Source organism: Dialister succinatiphilus (assembly GCF_928721695.1).
In the GTDB taxonomy this organism is placed as follows: Bacteria; Bacillota; Negativicutes; order Veillonellales; family Dialisteraceae; genus Dialister; species Dialister succinatiphilus.
Genome location: NZ_OV788641.1, coordinates 2,019,009 through 2,035,678, shown reverse-complemented (window position 1 = coordinate 2,035,678; position 16,670 = coordinate 2,019,009). Strand labels below are relative to the sequence as shown.

14 protein-coding genes are annotated in these 16,670 nt (G+C 49.9%); 12 read left to right on the top strand and 2 right to left on the bottom strand.

What is annotated here, in order from left to right:
* Nucleotides 1-98 precede the first annotated feature (98 nt).
* Nucleotides 99-458, bottom strand: a complete 360-nt coding sequence (locus tag NW747_RS08600; protein WP_273186851.1) for a hypothetical protein — start codon at nt 456-458, stop codon at nt 99-101.
* Between the two features lie 1,505 nt (nt 459-1,963).
* Between NW747_RS08600 and cobI the strand changes: the two genes are divergently transcribed.
* The 6 genes from cobI (at nt 1,964) to gluQRS (ending at nt 10,151) form a co-directional block, all read left to right on the top strand.
* On the top strand, nt 1,964-2,674 hold the full coding sequence (gene cobI, locus NW747_RS08595) for a precorrin-2 C(20)-methyltransferase (protein WP_273095070.1): 711 nt from the start codon (nt 1,964-1,966) through the stop codon (nt 2,672-2,674).
* Entirely contained in the window at nt 2,675-4,042 is a 1,368-nt protein-coding gene (locus NW747_RS08590; protein ID WP_008859145.1) for a cobyrinic acid a,c-diamide synthase CobB, read from the top strand.
* Between the two features lie 62 nt (nt 4,043-4,104).
* Nucleotides 4,105-4,659 (top strand): cob(I)yrinic acid a,c-diamide adenosyltransferase, encoded by a 555-nt coding sequence (cobO, locus tag NW747_RS08585; protein WP_273186847.1) that lies wholly within the window; start codon nt 4,105-4,107, stop codon nt 4,657-4,659.
* 319 nt (nt 4,660-4,978) lie between these two features.
* Nucleotides 4,979-6,211 carry an aspartate kinase gene (locus NW747_RS08580; RefSeq protein WP_008859143.1) on the top strand — a complete coding sequence of 411 codons (1,233 nt, stop codon included), beginning with the start codon at nt 4,979-4,981 and terminating at the stop codon, nt 6,209-6,211.
* 68 nt (nt 6,212-6,279) lie between these two features.
* Complete coding sequence (locus tag NW747_RS08575) at nt 6,280-9,207, top strand: insulinase family protein (RefSeq protein ID WP_273186844.1); 2,928 nt, start codon at nt 6,280-6,282, stop codon at nt 9,205-9,207.
* The gene (gluQRS, locus tag NW747_RS08570; protein WP_273186842.1) at nt 9,207-10,151 is read left to right on the top strand and encodes a tRNA glutamyl-Q(34) synthetase GluQRS; all 945 of its coding nucleotides are present in this window, start codon (nt 9,207-9,209) and stop codon (nt 10,149-10,151) included. Before NW747_RS08575 ends, gluQRS begins: the two co-directional genes overlap by 1 nt.
* Nucleotides 10,152-10,375: 224 nt before the next feature.
* On the opposite strand, the gene NW747_RS08565 is transcribed toward gluQRS, so the two are convergent.
* Nucleotides 10,376-10,690, bottom strand: coding sequence for a hypothetical protein (locus NW747_RS08565; protein ID WP_273186840.1), 315 nt, complete (start codon nt 10,688-10,690; stop codon nt 10,376-10,378).
* On the opposite strand from NW747_RS08565, the gene mraZ reads away from it, so the two are divergent.
* The 6 genes from mraZ to mraY all read left to right on the top strand — a co-directional run bounded on the left by mraZ (nt 10,683) and on the right by mraY (nt 16,648).
* Entirely contained in the window at nt 10,683-11,120 is a 438-nt protein-coding gene (gene mraZ / locus NW747_RS08560; RefSeq protein ID WP_273095055.1) for a division/cell wall cluster transcriptional repressor MraZ, read from the top strand. The two genes, NW747_RS08565 and mraZ, sit on opposite strands and share 8 nt — an antisense overlap.
* A 12-nt stretch (nt 11,121-11,132) precedes the next feature.
* Nucleotides 11,133-12,065 (top strand): 16S rRNA (cytosine(1402)-N(4))-methyltransferase RsmH, encoded by a 933-nt coding sequence (gene rsmH / locus NW747_RS08555; RefSeq protein ID WP_273186838.1) that lies wholly within the window; start codon nt 11,133-11,135, stop codon nt 12,063-12,065.
* A gap of 132 nt (nt 12,066-12,197) precedes the next feature.
* The gene (locus NW747_RS08550; RefSeq protein WP_273186835.1) at nt 12,198-12,596 is read left to right on the top strand and encodes an FtsB/FtsL family cell division protein; all 399 of its coding nucleotides are present in this window, start codon (nt 12,198-12,200) and stop codon (nt 12,594-12,596) included.
* A gap of 192 nt (nt 12,597-12,788) precedes the next feature.
* On the top strand, nt 12,789-14,300 hold the full coding sequence (locus NW747_RS08545; RefSeq protein WP_273186832.1) for a UDP-N-acetylmuramoyl-L-alanyl-D-glutamate--2,6-diaminopimelate ligase: 1,512 nt from the start codon (nt 12,789-12,791) through the stop codon (nt 14,298-14,300).
* Between the two features lies 1 nt (nt 14,301).
* On the top strand, nt 14,302-15,681 hold the full coding sequence (locus NW747_RS08540; RefSeq protein ID WP_273186829.1) for a UDP-N-acetylmuramoyl-tripeptide--D-alanyl-D-alanine ligase: 1,380 nt from the start codon (nt 14,302-14,304) through the stop codon (nt 15,679-15,681).
* A gap of 1 nt (nt 15,682) precedes the next feature.
* The gene (gene mraY / locus NW747_RS08535) at nt 15,683-16,648 is read left to right on the top strand and encodes a phospho-N-acetylmuramoyl-pentapeptide-transferase (protein WP_008859135.1); all 966 of its coding nucleotides are present in this window, start codon (nt 15,683-15,685) and stop codon (nt 16,646-16,648) included.
* Nucleotides 16,649-16,670: the final 22 nt, after the last annotated feature.

Below are 16,670 nucleotides of genomic sequence, written 5' to 3'. Positions count from 1 at the left end.
CGGCCTGAAAGGCCATCAAACTTAAGAATCTTAAGAAACCTCGGGGCAAAGCCCCGTCAACAAAAAGAACGCCTCGAATGAGGCGTTCTTTTATACTCTTATTTCTTGTCATTTGTTTCTGCACCTTCTGCAGGGCTGGGATAGAAGTACATGATGCGGTCGGGCTGGAAATAGTCACTGGTCAGCCGTTTTGCCAGAATAGGCGTCATGGCCTGTTCGAAGTCAACGATTTCCAGAGGGGAAAGGGAGGTATCTTCTACCAGCACTATAATCACCGGATTTACTTCCGGCGCGTTTTCCGGTACTTCGCTGCGGTCCAGCGGAATGCTGAAAATCAGGCGGACCGTAGCTACATACTGGTCCTTGTAATTAAAAACGGTGCCCCGGTAGGTATTTTCCCAAAGGGTGCGCATGAGATCGATGTGGTATACATCCTGGTTCTGTTGTTCTTCTGCCATGTAATAACCTCCTGGAGAGCTTAATGCTCTATATGATAATTTTATTGTATCGCATAATAAGGAAGATGGAAAGAGGGGTTCAGGGACAAGCCCCTTTGGGGCTTGAGGATTCAAAGGATTCAAAAGGTTCAGAAGGGAAGGTTCTTAGGATTGACCGGCCCCATGGGCCGGAGGGTTCTTAAGTTGTGCGCCAGTTCGGCGTGTATAGTATAGTCTGGTGAAAGCCCAGACCCGGCAAAGCCTAGCAAGCAGTCGGTACTTAGTCTTGCATGGGAAGCCGTGAGGCCAGCATGAAGCGTAGACAAAGGAGTGCGAGAGCCGTAATGCGAAAGCGTGAAGCGATTCAGCCTCGTTAGAACGACAAGTGGAAGCCGATACTCTAACTTAGGTCGCAGGCAGAAATGTACAGGTCGATAGGCGAGAACTGTGCAGGTTCCACCGGGGTCATAGAGCATGGCGAGCGCACGAAGTACTATACATGTACCTGGGAGAGCTGACAAGGGTCCTAAATGGATGACACCCATCCCAATGGTATGGACGCCAAAATACTTAACTGTATGGAGACGTCACAGATGCCCGGTCAGCAGTCGGATTACCTCATAGTAGTGATGAAACCTGTGAAAGCAGGTGGAGTGAAGGGGGTAAAGAATAGTCAACAATCGCAGGGAAACAGGTTCTGCACAGAGATGTAGAAGAAACTAAGACTTAGAGATTAGTTAAATGTAAACGGAACTGCAATTGATAAGGTGTAACGAGTACACCCCAAGGACTATTCTAAGAGCCGTATGCGGGAAAACCGCACGTACGGTTCTGTGAGGGGCGGACAGAGTAATCTGATTCCGTCTACTCGACTGACGGGGCCTTCGGCCCCGAGGGTTGTGGATTGCCCTTCGGGCAATACTTATAAAGTCAGCGTTACGGGATGACCGTGCTGTACCATATGGCATGATAAGCATTCTGCAGTATAAAACCATACAACCGCCCTGCGGGCGTTGGAAGTGCATTCCCCCTTTGGTGGCTGGCGCCACCACCTTTCCGCCCCGTTGGGAAGCGTGTCACTTGATTCTCAGTCGCCTGCGGCTCCCTGCGAATCAAGTTCCCTTGCCACCGCAAGCGGGGGCACTATGGATGCTTAGCTATGAGGCCATGTCTCTACAGGAAAGCATAGAGCGATTTATTCTGTCCCCCGGATGGGGGAAAGTCCGGCGCAGCCGGATAAGGGGGAGCCGCGTGGCGGCTAATCACCAGAATGCTTTTCATACTATATGACTCATAACGACAATCTCGTAACGCTGACTTCATGCTCATCGCCCGAGAGGGCGATACCACAACCCTCGGCCTGAAAGGCCATCAAACTTACGGACCCTCCGGCCAACGGCCGGTCCATCTTAAGACCCCTCACGCCCTGCGGGCGTGTCCATAAGAACTTTTTGCTACCTTTGGGCGCAGATGATACAATATAAAAGTACTATGTATATTGTATATTTTATGAGGAGGTATTTCATATGAATAAGGGAAAATTATATGGGATCGGTGTGGGACCGGGGGATTCCAAGCTGCTGACTGTGAAGGCTGTGGAGGCTATCCGGGCGGCTGATATGATTATTACGCCGAAGACAGAGAAGAAAGAGGGGTCTGTGGCTTTTAACATTGCGAAGCCCTATATTTCTGATAAGACTGCAATTCTTCCCATGGTGTTCCAGATGAGCAGGGACATGGAGGCTGTAGAAAAACAGTGGGCTGAAAACAGGAAAATCATTGCGGAGAAGCTGGATGAAGGGAAAAATCTGGTATTTCTGACTCTGGGAGATCCTATGCTCTACAGCACGTATATGTATATTTTCAATGAATTCAAGGATTCTCCGGATTATGAGGTGGAAACGATTCCGGGCATTCCTGCTTTTCTGGGGATTGCTTCTTACATCGGCCTTCCGGTGACGGAGTGGGAGGAAAATGTGCTCATTATTCCTGCTACTGCTGATCACGAGAAGTTTGACAAGGCTCTTTCCGCTTCCGACAATGCGGTGATTATGAAGGTGTATAAGAGCTTTGCCTTTGTGCAGGAGGAACTGAGAAAGCACCATATGATCAAGCGGTCTGTCATGGTTTCCCGCGCCGGGCTTCCTGATGAAATCGTGATTCGCGATATTGACAGCCTGCCTGCCGACTATAAACCCAATTATCTCAGCACCATTATTGCCAAGAGAGATAAATAAATGGCAGGGCTTATCCGTCCCCGGGTGGTGATTGCGGGGACAAACAGCGGAGTGGGGAAAACCACCATTGTTACCGGACTTTTAGCTTATTTCCACTCCAAGGGACTGAAGGCCCAGCCTTTCAAGGTGGGTCCGGACTATATTGATCCCGGTTTCCATGAAAAGGCAGCTGGGAGACCTTCCTACAATCTGGATACCTGGATGACGCCGGCGGATCATCTGGTGTCCAATTTCTCCTATCTTTCCAGAGATGCGGACATTTCCATTATCGAAGGGGTCATGGGCCTCTATGACGGCGGCGCCAAAGGGGTCAGCTCCTCGGCTGATATTGCCAAAAGGCTCAAAGCGCCGGTTATCCTTGTGCTGGACTGCAAGTCCGTGGGCTACAGTATCGCTGCCACGGCTCTGGGATTTCGGGAATATGACAGGGATACCCATATAGCCGGCGTGATTCTGAATCGGCTGGGCTCTGACCGTCATGAAGCCATGGTGCGGGATGTGATGGAGAAAATCCATATGCCTGTCATCGGCGCCTACCATCGGGACGATGGCCTCAAGACGCCGGAGCGTCATCTGGGCCTGACTCCGGTGACGGAAATCGAAACGGCGGACCTGATCCGCCATATGGGAGAAGATGCAGGCCGCTGGGTGGATACGGAGAAGCTGTTGTCCATTGCCAAAAGCGCACCTTCGCTTCTCGTGGAAAAAGACAGGGAAGAAAAGAAGAAGGTTCCGGTCCGTATTGGCGTGGCCAGGGATGAAGCTTTCTCCTTCTATTATCCGGCCAGTCTTCATGCCTTGGAAAAAATGGGGGCGGAGCTCATCGATTTCAGCCCTTTAAGGGACAGCGTTGTTCCTGATGTGGACGGGCTCATCTTTGGCGGCGGTTTTCCTGAAATGTTCCTCCATGAGCTGGAAAATAACAGGTCCATGAAGGATTCCATCCGGCAGGCTGCAGCTTCCGGCATGCCTGTCTATGCGGAATGCGGCGGGCTCATGTATCTTTGCCGGAAAATCCAAGGATTTGACGGCGATGCCTATGAAATGGCAGGCCTGGTGCCGGGCGTATGTGAAATGCAGAAAAAGCTGCAGCGGGTGGGCTATGTGACCGGGAAAGCGCTGAGGAAGAGTATCATAGCTGATGAAGGAGATATCCTGAAGGGCCACGAATTCCATTTTTCCACCCTTGCCTGCGATGACGATTTTCCCTGGGCCTACAACTTAAAGGGGACGAGGCAGAAAGAGGGCCATCTGGAAGGCTTTGCCAGGGGCAATGTGCTGGCCAGCTATCTCCATCTGTCTTTTGAGGGAAATCCAAAGGCAGCGGATAAATTTCTGGCTTCCTGTCTGGCTTATAAAAATAGGTAATGATTCGATATGGAAGGAACATTCCTTCCATATCTGATTTCCTGTCCAAGAAAGGGAAACATATGGAAACAAAAGGACTTGTGCTTATTAATACGGGAACAGGCAAAGGAAAGACCACTGCTGCTCTTGGGACCGCCATCCGCGCCTGGGGCGACGGACAGAAAGTTCTGATTCTCCAGTTCATCAAAGGGGCTTGGAAGTACGGGGAGCTGAAGGCCATCGAAACGCTGGGGAAAGCAGAGGGGCGCATAGAAATCAGACCCATGGGCGACGGTTTTGTGTTCCACAATAAAAAAGATCCGGAAAACGAGGAAAGACTGGCGGAAAAGAAAGAACTGGCCCGCCGGGCCTGGGATATGGTGAGAAAGGAAGTCATGAGCGGCGCCTGGGATTTAGTGGTGCTTGATGAAATCAACTACGCCATTCACTTCGGCATGCTGGAAACAGAAGAGGTGGCAGGGCTGATCCGGGAAAAGCCGGTGAGGCTTAATATGATTCTCACCGGCCGCTATGCGCCGAAAGAACTCATCGATCTGGCTGACACGGTGACGGAAATGACCCTGGTGAAGCATGCTTTCCAGAAGGGCATCCGCGCCAGGAAGGGAATCGAGTTCTGAGAAGATGATAGACTATCAAACTGGCAGACATCAGGCTGCCAGACTATCAGACGTCAGACCATCAGACTGCCAGATATCAGCTGTTCCACTTCCCGCCATCTTCCTTCGCTATCTTCCTGACTGACAATTATAGCAGGAAGGCATCCCTTTGACGCGTTCTGCCGCCCTGCAGGCAGGGGCACCATCGATAAAGGGCAAGCTCTCCGAACGGGGCCTTGAACGCCCCAATTTTTAACAATGTTCTTTACATAAATGGGCGGGCATGATAAAATTTTCTAAGTTGTAGATATATGGATTACTCAGTAAATGAGGGATGTAAATGGCACTTTATGTTAAGAAGTTCGGTGGAAGTTCGGTGGCTACACCGGAAAAAATGCTGAATATTGCAAACCGCGTTCTTCGCGATCGGAAGCCGGGGGATAAGATCGTGATCGTGGTATCCGCCATGGGGGACACCACAGATGATCTTCTGGATCTGGCATCCCAGGTTTCTTCTGTCAATCACGGCAGAGAAATGGATATGCTCCTGGCTACGGGAGAGCAGATGTCCATTGCGCTGATGGCAATGACATTCAAAAAGCTGGGCGTTCCGGCGATTTCCCTGACCGGCCCCCAGGCAGGCATTATAGCCGGCGGCGCTTATGGAAAGGCTACGATTGATGATGTGAAACCGGACCGGGTGCTTCGGGAACTGGAAGAGGGCAAAATCGTGATTGTGGCCGGTTTCCAGGGTCTGATGCCCAATGGGGATGTGGCTACCCTTGGCCGCGGCGGCTCTGACGCTACGGCAGTGGCGCTGGCGGGAGCCATGCATGCGGATATGTGCGAAATCTTTACTGATGTGGATGGCATTTATTCTGCTGATCCCCGTCATGTGAAGGGCTGCGTCAAGATGAAGGAAATCACTAATACGGAAATGCTTGAAATGGCAAGGCTGGGGGCCGGCGTTATGCAGCCTCGCAGTGTGGAGCTGGGCATGAAGTATCATATTCCGATTCATGTACGGTCTACATTTACCGATGAAGAAGGCACCATTATCCGGGAGGTATGCACAATGGATGGAAAGAATGAAGCAGTAAGAGGCGTGGCGCAGGATGCCCATGCTGCAAGGATTGCTGTGCTGGGGCTTAGAAATATTCCCGGCGTGGCGTACATGGTATTCTCCGCACTGGCTGAAGACAATATCACCGTTGATATGATTGTGCAGAGCGTAAGGAATTCCAATGATGATAAAACAGACATTATCTTCACTATCGAAGATACGGATCTGCCTGATGCTAAACGGGTTCTGGAGCAGATGCGGGACGAAGGAAAGCTGGAAGAGGTCATTTATGATGATGACACGGCTAAGGTTTCTGTGGTTGGTGCCGGCATGCTCGGCACTCCCGGCGTAGCAGCCCGCATGTTTGGCGCCCTGGGAAGGGCCGGTGTGAATATTGATATTGTGAGCACCTCTGAAATCAGTATTTCCTGTCTTATTTTAAGAAAAGATCTGGATAAGGCAGTGCAGGCGATTCATGATGAATTTTTCCCTGCTGCCAAAGCTGAATAATCTGCATTTTATAACAGAAAAAGCACAGGTATGCGCCTGCGCTTTTTCGTACGTTCTGGAGGTTTTATATGAAATGGAAAATGGGCGATATGGTTCACGGATTTCGCGTGAACTCCATGTCTCATATTGAAGAAGTTAATTCCGATGCGTACCTGATGGAGCACGTCAAGAGCGGCGCCCGTCTCATGTATCTGGACAACGATGATGATAACAAAGTATTTTATATCTGTTTCCGCACCACACCGGATAATTCCAAGGGAACACCCCATATCATGGAACATTCCACCCTCTGCGGTTCCCGGAAATATCCGCTGAAGGAGCCTTTCGTGGAGCTGGCCAAAGGGTCCCTCAACACATTCCTCAATGCCATTACCTGGCCCGATAAGACCATGTATCCCATTGCCAGCAGAAATGATGTGGATTTCCACAATCTCATGGATGTGTACCTGGATGCGGTTTTCTATCCCAACTGTCTGAAAAATCCGCAGATTCTCATGCAGGAAGGCTGGCATTACGAGCTGGAAAACAAAGATGCGCCTCTGACCTACAACGGAGTGGTATACAACGAAATGAAGGGGGCTCTTTCCTCTCCGGAAGCCATTATGGAAGACCGGGCCATGGAAAAACTTTTCCCCAACACCACCTACGGCGTGGAATCCGGCGGGGACCCGGAAGTGATTCCTACCCTTTCTTTCCGTGAATTTACAGAATTCCACCGCCGTTTTTATCATCCATCCAACAGCTATATTTACCTCTACGGCGATATGGATATTGAAAAGACGCTGGACTATCTGGACAGGGAATACCTGTCTGCTTTCGATAAAAGAAATGTGGATTCCATGGTTAAAACCCAGGCTCCCTTCAGTAAAAGGGTATCTCTCACCGCTCCCTACGGCATTGCGGAAAATGAAAGTACCGAAGGCAAGGCCATCCATGCACTCTACACCGCTTTTAACGACCATATGACCACCATGGACTCTCTGGCTTTCCGTATTCTTAACTATGTACTCATCGATATGGACGGCGCTCCGCTGAAGCAGGCGGTACTGGATGCAGGCCTTGGCAGCGACCTGTCCGGTTCCTACGGTGACAGCTATAAGCAGCCTGTATGGATTGTGGAAGCCACCGGCTCGGAAGTGGATAAGCAGGCCGCTTTTGCAGATGTAGTGGACAGTACCCTTCGTTCCATTGCCCTCAAAGGGATTGACAAAGACATGCTGGAAGCTGCACTGAACCGCACTGAATTTACAGCTCGTGAAAATGACTACCAGGGAAGGCCAAAGGGACTTTTCTACGGCGTCCGTGCCATGGATATGTGGCTTTACGACAGGAATCCCATGGATGCGCTGCGCTACATTGATGATATGAACACCCTGCGGAAGAACCTGAAAACCAACTATTTTGAAAACCTGCTGCTCCGCTATGTGATTAAGAATCCCCACCAGGTTCTCATTACCATGAAGCCGGAAAAAGGACTCACGGAAAAGGCGAACCAGGAAACGGCGGAAAAACTGGCATCCTTCAAGAGCAGCCTTTCCGACGAACAGCTGGAAAAAATCATGGCCTCCACCAAAGCCCTGAAGGAAAGACAGGCCTCCGGCGAAACAGAAGAAGCATTGAAAACCATTCCTCTCCTTTCCAGAAAAGACCTGAAGCGGCCCATAGAAGAAGAGGTGCTGGAAAAAGAAAGCGTATCCGGCGTAGACCATTTCCATTTTCAGGTTCATACGAACGGCATTACCTACCTGAATCTTTATTTCACCCTGGGAAATCTGAAGGAAGCGGATATTCCCTATGCCATACTCCTTTCTTCCCTGCTTAGAAGCCTTTCCACCACAAAGCACAGCTACACCGAACTGGCCCGCCTGTCCAATGCCTATACCGGCGGCATGAGCTTTGCCCTGAACGGCTACGGGAAGGTGAATGATACATCTTCCTATCTGCCGGCTCTTACCATCCGGGCCAAAGCCCTGACGTCCAAGACGGACAAGCTCATGGACCTTTTGGGAGAAGTCATCAATCACACCCTCTTTACCGATGCCAAGCGGCTGAAAGAACTGGTTCTTCAGGAAAAATCGGAATGGGATATGAGCGCTTTCTCCAGAGGCCATACCCTGGTCATGACAAGGCTGACCTCCTATTTTTCCAAGGGAGGGGAATTCGCCGAACAGTCCGGCCTTTCCTACTACTATTTCCTGGCAGACCTGGTGAAGCATTTTGATGAGAACAGGGAAGGACTGCAGGAAAAACTGGCTGCTGTTTCCGGAAAGATTTTCACAAGAAGTGGTCTTTTCTTTGAAACCATAGGGGAAGAAGAGGAAAAGAAGGCAGTCCTTGAAAACCTTCCGCTTCTGCTTGATGATATGGAAGCAGGGGTGAAAACAGCGCCCCATGTATACAGTTTCCCGCCGGAAAGCAGAAACGAAGCGTTCCTCACTTCCGGCAAAGTACAGTACGTAGCCAAAGGCGGCAATTTCAAGAGCCACGGCTTCGCCTATACCGGTGCGCTCAGGGTGATGGAAACGATTCTCCGCTATGAATATCTGTGGAAGAAAGTCCGTGTTCTGGGAGGCGCCTATGGTGCTTTCACCCAGTTCCTCCGGGATGGTACGGCTATTCTCTGCTCTTACCGGGACCCGAACCTGGCGCAGACCATCAGGGCCTATGAAGAACTGCCGGCATACCTGGAAAATCTGACTCTGTCTGACCGTGAAATGACCAAGTACGTCATCGGTACCATGGCAGCCGATGAAATTCAGCTGACTCCTTCCATGAAAGGCGAGAGGGCCATGGTCCATTACCTTTCCGGCAATACCAGGGAATCCCGCATGAAGATTCGTGATGAAATCATTAACTGCCAGGTGGAGGATATCCGCAGACTGGCTCCTCTGGTAGACAGTGTCATGAAAGATCCCTACATCTGCGTCATGGGCAGCGAAGATAAGATTCAGAAGGATAAGGACCTCTTCGATAAGGTGAGGTCCCTGCCGGACTGATGGATATCCGCAGCCGTTTCGCTCCCAGTCCCACCGGCCGCATGCATCTGGGCAATCTCTGGATTGCTTTCCTCAACTGGCTCTGGACAAGACAGCGGGGAGGAAAAATCATTCTCCGCATGGAAGATATTGACCGGGACCGCTGTCGTAAGGAGTATGAAGAGGGCATACTGGAAGACCTTTCCTGGATGGGCCTTGACTTTGACGAGGGCCCGGAAGGGATATACTCCTATGGACCGGCGGTACAGAGCCGGCGCTATGATATTTATGACTCTATCCTTTCTGCCATGGAAAAGAAGGGCCATATCTATCCCTGTTACTGCAGCCGGAGCCGCATTCACCAGGTCCTCTCCGCACCTCATGAAGGGGAAGCACGTCCCGTGTATGATGGACACTGCCGGAACCTGACCCCGAAAGAGCGAGAGTCCATGACCAAAAATCCCTGTTGGAGAGTGCGCATGGAAGAAAGCACCATTTCTTTCACCGATCTATTCTATGGAACCATCACCAGGACACTTAAAGCTGGCGCCGATGATTTCGTGGTCCGGCGGGCTGACGGCCTGGTGGCCTACCAGCTGGCCGTTTCCATCGATGATGGAGAAATGGGGATTACCCATGTTTTCAGAGGAAACGATCTTCTGGATTCCACGCCCGGTCAGGCCTGGCTGATCCGGAAGCTGGGATATCAGGTGCCCGCGTATGGTCACCTGCCCCTTCTGGTGGATACCCGGGGCATCCGCCTGTCCAAAAGGCAAAAAGGCATCACCGTGAGGGAACTGAGAAACCGGGGCTTAAGACCGGAAGATCTGATTGGTCTTCTTCTCCATCTGGCAGGAGGACTTCCGGAACTGAGGCCGGTGTCCCTTAAGGAAGCGCTGGAAGATTTTCCTTTTGAAAAACTGACCGCTTTACAAAAGAAACACATTGTGCTCCCGGTGTCATAAAATAAAAAAGGCTGTGAAGAAAATGATTTACATTTCTTCACAGCCTTTTTTTTATGGCTTCTCTTTGACCGTAAGCTGCCCGCCGTTTTGGTCATCTTGAGCGGGGCGTCGGTATGGGCGGTAAGGACTTGGAGCTCTATTGAAACGCCGAGCCTGAAAATTTCCTGCTCCCATGCTTCCTTGCCCCTGGGGACGTGAGATTTCTCCACTCCGCTCAGCTGCGGTCAAAATGACGGGGCGGAGTCATTTGTATTTCCGCCACCGATATTCTCTGCTTCAGGCATCTTATTTATTTCTCCACTCATCTCCACCGGGTGGGGATTTTTTGATGGAGTGGGGGATGGCTGCTGGCGGGAATGGGAGAATTTCAGAGCATGCCTTGGATGGAGCATCCTGTATTTTATCAGTAAATATCGAGTTTTTTTAAGCTTATTTATTTTCGCCTTTCCGATACCAAACAAACTTTTTTCGTTGTAAGCAAGTGGGGGTATGTGGTAGAATGTGGGTAAATGTGGAGGAGGTGGAAGAAATATGTTCATGAATGAGTATTCTCATACTATTGACAGCAAAGGACGTATGATTCTTCCAGCCAAATTCAGGGAGGAACTGGGAAACAGCTTTGTGCTGGCACCGGGTCTTGATACCTGTCTCTGCATTTACCCCAGGGAAAGATGGGATGCTCTTATTGCCAGGCTGCAGAAGCTTCCTTTTACCAATCACAAGGTAAGAAAGATTATGCGTCATCTCATCGGACGGGGAACTGAAATGGAATGTGACAAGCAGGGGAGGATTCTGATTCCCCAGCATCTCCGCACCTTTGCTCAGCTGAAAAAGGACGCCGTCATTGTAGGAACTGGTTCCATTATTGAAATCTGGGATCCGGCGCTTCTTGATGCTGATGAAAACGGAGAAGAATCGATGGCAGATATAGCCGATTCTTTGGATCTGCCGTTAAATTTTGACTTATAAGGGGAGGGTTTCATGGAATTCCATCATACCACCGTACTTCTTCATGAGATGATTGATTCTGTGCTCACCGATCCTCATGGCGTTTATGTAGACTGCACCCTGGGCGGCGGCGGTCATTCCATGGCCTTGTCGGAAAGGCTGGAAGAAGATGCTCTTGTGATTGGGGTGGACCAGGATCAGGAGGCTATAGATGCGGCTTCCGAAAGGCTCAAAGGCACTGGATGCCGCCATCTTTTTGTGCGTGACAATTTTTCTAATATTTCTTCTATTCTTGATTCTCTGGATATAGAGAAGGTGGATGGATTTATTTTTGATCTGGGTGTTTCTTCTCATCAGCTGGATGATGGGGAGCGGGGATTCTCTTATATGAACAATGGGAAGCTGGACATGCGTATGGACCAGCGCAATCCTTTGACTGCCTATGAAATTGTAAATACTTATGATGAAGATGATCTGACCCGTATCATTCGTGAATATGGGGAAGAGCGGTGGGCCAGGAGGATTGCTCAATTCATCGTGAATTTCAGAAATGAAAAGCCCATTGAAACTACAGACGATTTGGTCCGTGTGATTAAGGCGGCCATTCCCGCTCATGCCAGAAGAAACGGACCTCATCCGGCGAAGCGTACATTCCAGGCTATCCGCATAGAGGTGAATAATGAGCTTGGCATCTTGAAGGACACCATGGAAGCCTGCGTGGGCCACCTGAAAGTGGGGGGACGGCTGGGGGTAATTACCTTCCAGTCCCTGGAAGACCGGATTATTAAAAATACGTTTCGGGAAATGGAAAGAGACTGTATATGCCCGCCGGATCTGCCGGTGTGTGTATGCCATCACCACAGGACGGTGAAGAGTCTGGGAAAGGCCATCAAACCGTCAGATCGGGAAGTGGAGGAAAATCCGCGGGCCCGGAGTGCGGTGCTCAGGGTGGTTGAAAAAGTATAGGAAATAGTTTCCGCTGATTTGGATTTTATGATTAAGGAAGCGCTGATTCCATAGGGTTATTTGAAATTATGGGTCTTTAAAGGATGCTTCCTGCATGGGGAGAGATGTTTTATGATATCGCAGAATGTACAAATGATGGATTATATGGCTTCCATGCCTCAGGACATTGCTGTTCCCCGGCAAAGGGAGAGGGAAGAATCTTCATCTCGCAGTTTATTTCATAATGTCATTCTGGGAATTATCATGATTCTGATGCCCTTCCTGGCAAGCACCATTTTAAATGGCGTCAATGTGCAGGCGGAATATCATATGCAGCAGGTACGGGCGGAAGTAATGAATCTGGAAAAAGAAAATTCAGTGCTGAAACTGGAGGTATCAAGGCTCAATGCGCCGGTACGCATACAGAAACTGGCAGAAACAAAGCTGGGCATGCGCCTTCCCGTGCGTAATGTGTATGGCGGTGTGGAAGCACAAAAGGCCGGCGCGGCAGCGAAAGCAGTTTCTGCTCCGGCAAAGAAGGCAGTTCGGTAGCTGCTAAGAGACCTACTGATTCATTTTGTCATGGAATCGGCGCAGGCTGCTCTGAAAGCGCCGGCTGCGTAAAAAGTGAATTAGAATTATAAAATCAGCGGCCTTTTTTTAAGGCCGCTATTGTGCTTCAAGGGGATTTAAGCTATCATAAATAATGACGCTTAATTGAAAATTATGCAGAGGTGATTCATTTTGAAAACATTATCAGAATTGATTCGTATGACCCCGGTGGAGAAAGTGCTGGGTTCTGCGGATGTTGAAATTAAAGATGTAACAGCTGATTCTCGCAAGGTGGTGGAAGGTGGTTTATTTATCTGCCTTTCCGGTGCCCATGTGGATGGTCATGACTTTGTCAAGGCAGCTGTAGAAAAGGGTGCTGCTGCCATTGTGGCTTCCCGGGATATAGATGTGCCGTCTTCTGTGACTGTGGTATATGTCAAAGATACAAGGAAGGCTATGGAAGATATGGTACCTTTTTTCTTTGATTATCCCACAAGGAAAATGCGCATGATCGCCCTGACCGGTACCAACGGGAAGACAACCACCACCCATGTGGCAGCTCATATTCTTCACCATGCCGGCCATAAAACCGGTGTCATTGGTACCATTCATGCCCTCATCGGTGATAAGGAAATCCCAACCCACAATACGACGCCTGATGTGATCGATCTGGACCGCATTCTTGCCCGCATGGCGGAGGAAAAGGTGGAGTACGTGTGCATGGAAGTTTCTTCCCATTCCCTGGTCCTTGGCCGTGTGGCAGGCTGTGAATTCGACGATGCCGTATTTACCAACCTTACGGAAGACCATTTGGATTTCCATAAGACCATGGATAATTATGCAAAGGCCAAGGCTATCCTTTTCCATATGGTATCAGCTAAAGGACAGATAAAGAAAGGCAAGTCTGCCTGGGTCAATATGGACGATCCCTATGCCCACGTAATGGAAGAAGGGGTGGATGATAGAAATATCTGCGCTCTTCATACCTACAGCATGATCCATCCTGAAGCAGATCTTTACGCCCATGACATTCATTTCACCGGGAAATCATCTTCCTTTAAAGTGACCTATGAGGGAAAGGATTATGATTTTGAAACCAGACTGGCCGGACGTTTTAACGTTTACAATACTCTTGGCGCAGTAGGCGCCTGCCTCTCTGAAGGAGTTCCCATGGAAACCATTGTGGAGGGGATGAGAGACTTCAAGAGCGTGCCCGGCCGTTTTGAACTGATTGATGAAGGGCAGCCTTTTACGGTGGTGGTGGACTATGCCCATACACCGGACGGACTGGAAAAAATTCTGACCACGGCAGAGGAAATTACAAAAGGACGAATTATTGTCGTCTTCGGCTGTGGCGGCGACAGGGACAGGATGAAGCGCCCCATTATGGGCCGCATTGCTGCCAGGAATGCCAATATTGCCCTGGTAACCAGTGACAATCCGCGCACCGAGGACCCCGCTTCCATTGTGAAGGAAGTAGCCGCCGGCGTGGAGGAAGTGAAGAAGGAAAAGCCCTCCCTTTCCTATGAAGTCATTGTGGACCGTAGGAGCGCCATCTGCCGGGCCATTGAACTGGCCAAGCCGGGAGACATTGTGCTGATTGCCGGTAAAGGACATGAAAATTACCAGATTTTAAAGGACAAAACCATTCATTTTGATGACAGGGAAGAAGCCAGAAAGGCACTGAAACTGAAGGAGAAATAAAATGGCATCATTTACACTGGAGGAAATCGAAAAGGCCACAGGTGCATCTCTTCTGCAGAAGGGAGAGGACGCCTTTGTGGAGGGGGTAAGTACTGATACCCGTACCATTTCCCGGGGCGAACTTTTCATCGCTCTCATTGGTGAAAATTTCAACGGTCATGAATTTCTGAAACGAGCGGTTCTTTCCGGGGCATCGGCAGTGATAATTTCTGATGCTTCCTACGGGAAGGATATAGATGCCCATGTATCCGTTTTTCTGGTGAAAGACACAAAGAAGGGTCTGGAAGATCTGGCCCATTTCCACCGGATGCGTTTTCACGTGCCCGTAATCGGAGTCACCGGTTCCAACGGAAAAACTACCACCAAGGACATGATTACGTCCATCCTCCGCACCCGTTTCCATGTGACCGCTACGGAGAAGAATTTCAATAATGAAATCGGTCTTTCCATGACCCTTCTTTCTATGACTGCCGAAACAGAGGTGTGCGTGGTGGAAATGGGCATGCGGGGCTTTGGCCAGATTGCAGAGCTCTGCACCATTGCTTCTCCCACTATGGGGGTCGTAACCAATGTAGGGACATCTCATATCGGTATCCTGGGGAGCCAGGATAACATTGCCAAAGCGAAGAAAGAACTGATTGATGCACTTCCTGCCGATGGCACGGCTATCCTGAATGGCGATGACGAACGAGTCAGCGTTATGGGGAAGGGCTTTGCAGGTCGGATTGTCCGCTACGGTATGAACGGCCGGTATACGGTACGGGGCAGCGATGTCCGTTTCGAAGAAGCGGATACCCGCTATACCTGTACCTGCTTTGACGAAGCCTTCAAGGTGAAACTTCACCTTCTCGGCATTCATAATGTATATGATGCCCTGGCTGCTACAGCTGCAGCCCGGGTGCTTGGCGTGGATACGGGAAAAATCCAAAAGGCTCTCGGTGAGTTCCGCCCTGCCGATCAGCGGCAGTCTGTGGTAAACATAGGGGGCATCACCGTTCTTGACGATTCTTATAATGCCAACCCGCTGTCCATGGAAATGGCTTTCCGCTCTGCGAAGCAGATTGCAGGGAACCATTATTTCCTTGTGCTGGGGGACATGGGCGAACTGGGCCGCTTTGAAGAAAAACTGCATTATGAAACAGGAGTGAAAGCCGGAAAAATCGGATTTGACGGTCTGATTACGGTGGGACCGCTTTCCCGTTTCCTCGCTAAAGGCGCAGAACAGGGGGGCATGAAGCATGTCGTGACCTGCGATACCTGCGAGGAAGCAGCGGAAAAACTGATGAAGATGGCAGCGCCCGGTGATGTGGTGCTTGTGAAAGGTTCCCATTACATGCATATGGAAAGGATTCCTGCTATTTTGAGGGGAGAAAAAGCATAGGATGGAAAGTAATTATTTGATTTATCTGGCGGAATCAGCGGTGCTTACCGTGATTCTTGGATTTTTTGCCATTCCGCTTTTGAAAAAATTAAAGGCTCGTCAGTCCATCAGGGAAGAAGGACCGAAGTCTCACCGGATTAAGAGCGGTACTCCTACCATGGGCGGACTGTTCATGCTTCTTTCCGCAGTGCTGGTGGTTATTTTCAATAAAATGATTGACCCCTCGGTTCTGTGGCTTTTATTTCTTACGCTGGGCCATGGCCTTCTTGGCTTTCTTGATGATTTTATCAAGGCGGAAAAGAAAAGAAACCTGGGCCTTACGGCAAAGCAGAAGATGCTTGGCCAGATTATCCTAGCCGTTCTTTTCTGCTGGGGTGTCGTGGATACGCTTCATCTGCCCTATTCCATAGCTATTCCTTTTACCCATACGGATATTTCCATCGGCCTTTTGTACTATCCCTTCGTGGTCCTTGTTATTGTGGGCGCATCCAATGCGGTGAACCTCACTGACGGTCTTGATGGACTGGCTTCGGGATGCTGCGTCATTGCTTTCTCTGCCTATGCCATGTTCTGCTACATGACCGGTTTCAATGATCTGGGATATTTCATCATCATTCTGGCCGGCAGCTGTATCGGATTTCTGTTCTTTAATTACCACCCGGCTAAAATATTCATGGGGGATACCGGTTCCCTGGCCCTGGGCGGTGCGATTGCCGGTATTTCCGTGATGACCAGGACAGAGCTTCTTCTTATTTTTCTGGGCCTGATTTTTGTGCTGGAGGCTCTTTCTGTCATTATCCAGGTGGCTTCCTTCCAGCTGACCGGAAAAAGGGTATTCAAAATGAGCCCCCTTCATCATCATTTCGAACTGTCCGGCTGGAGTGAAGTCCATGTGGTATGGGCTTTCTGGATTTTCGAAGGAATTGCTGCCTGTGTGAGTCTTCTTTTGGCAATCCGGGCATTATAATCCGTTTTTCACGCCGATCTTT

Coding starts and splice junctions, on each gene's coding strand:
- gluQRS (WP_273186842.1), top strand. CDS start 9,207: ATGGATATCCGCAGCCGTTTCGCTCCCAGTCCCACCGGCCGCATGCAT.
- mraZ (WP_273095055.1), top strand. CDS start 10,683: ATGTTCATGAATGAGTATTCTCATACTATTGACAGCAAAGGACGTATG.
- cobI (WP_273095070.1), top strand. CDS start 1,964: ATGAATAAGGGAAAATTATATGGGATCGGTGTGGGACCGGGGGATTCC.
- rsmH (WP_273186838.1), top strand. CDS start 11,133: ATGGAATTCCATCATACCACCGTACTTCTTCATGAGATGATTGATTCT.
- cobO (WP_273186847.1), top strand. CDS start 4,105: ATGGAAACAAAAGGACTTGTGCTTATTAATACGGGAACAGGCAAAGGA.
- NW747_RS08590 (WP_008859145.1), top strand. CDS start 2,675: ATGGCAGGGCTTATCCGTCCCCGGGTGGTGATTGCGGGGACAAACAGC.
- NW747_RS08540 (WP_273186829.1), top strand. CDS start 14,302: ATGGCATCATTTACACTGGAGGAAATCGAAAAGGCCACAGGTGCATCT.
- NW747_RS08550 (WP_273186835.1), top strand. CDS start 12,198: ATGATGGATTATATGGCTTCCATGCCTCAGGACATTGCTGTTCCCCGG.
- mraY (WP_008859135.1), top strand. CDS start 15,683: ATGGAAAGTAATTATTTGATTTATCTGGCGGAATCAGCGGTGCTTACC.
- NW747_RS08600 (WP_273186851.1), bottom strand. CDS start 458: ATGGCAGAAGAACAACAGAACCAGGATGTATACCACATCGATCTCATG.
- NW747_RS08580 (WP_008859143.1), top strand. CDS start 4,979: ATGGCACTTTATGTTAAGAAGTTCGGTGGAAGTTCGGTGGCTACACCG.
- NW747_RS08565 (WP_273186840.1), bottom strand. CDS start 10,690: ATGAACATATTTCTTCCACCTCCTCCACATTTACCCACATTCTACCAC.
- NW747_RS08575 (WP_273186844.1), top strand. CDS start 6,280: ATGAAATGGAAAATGGGCGATATGGTTCACGGATTTCGCGTGAACTCC.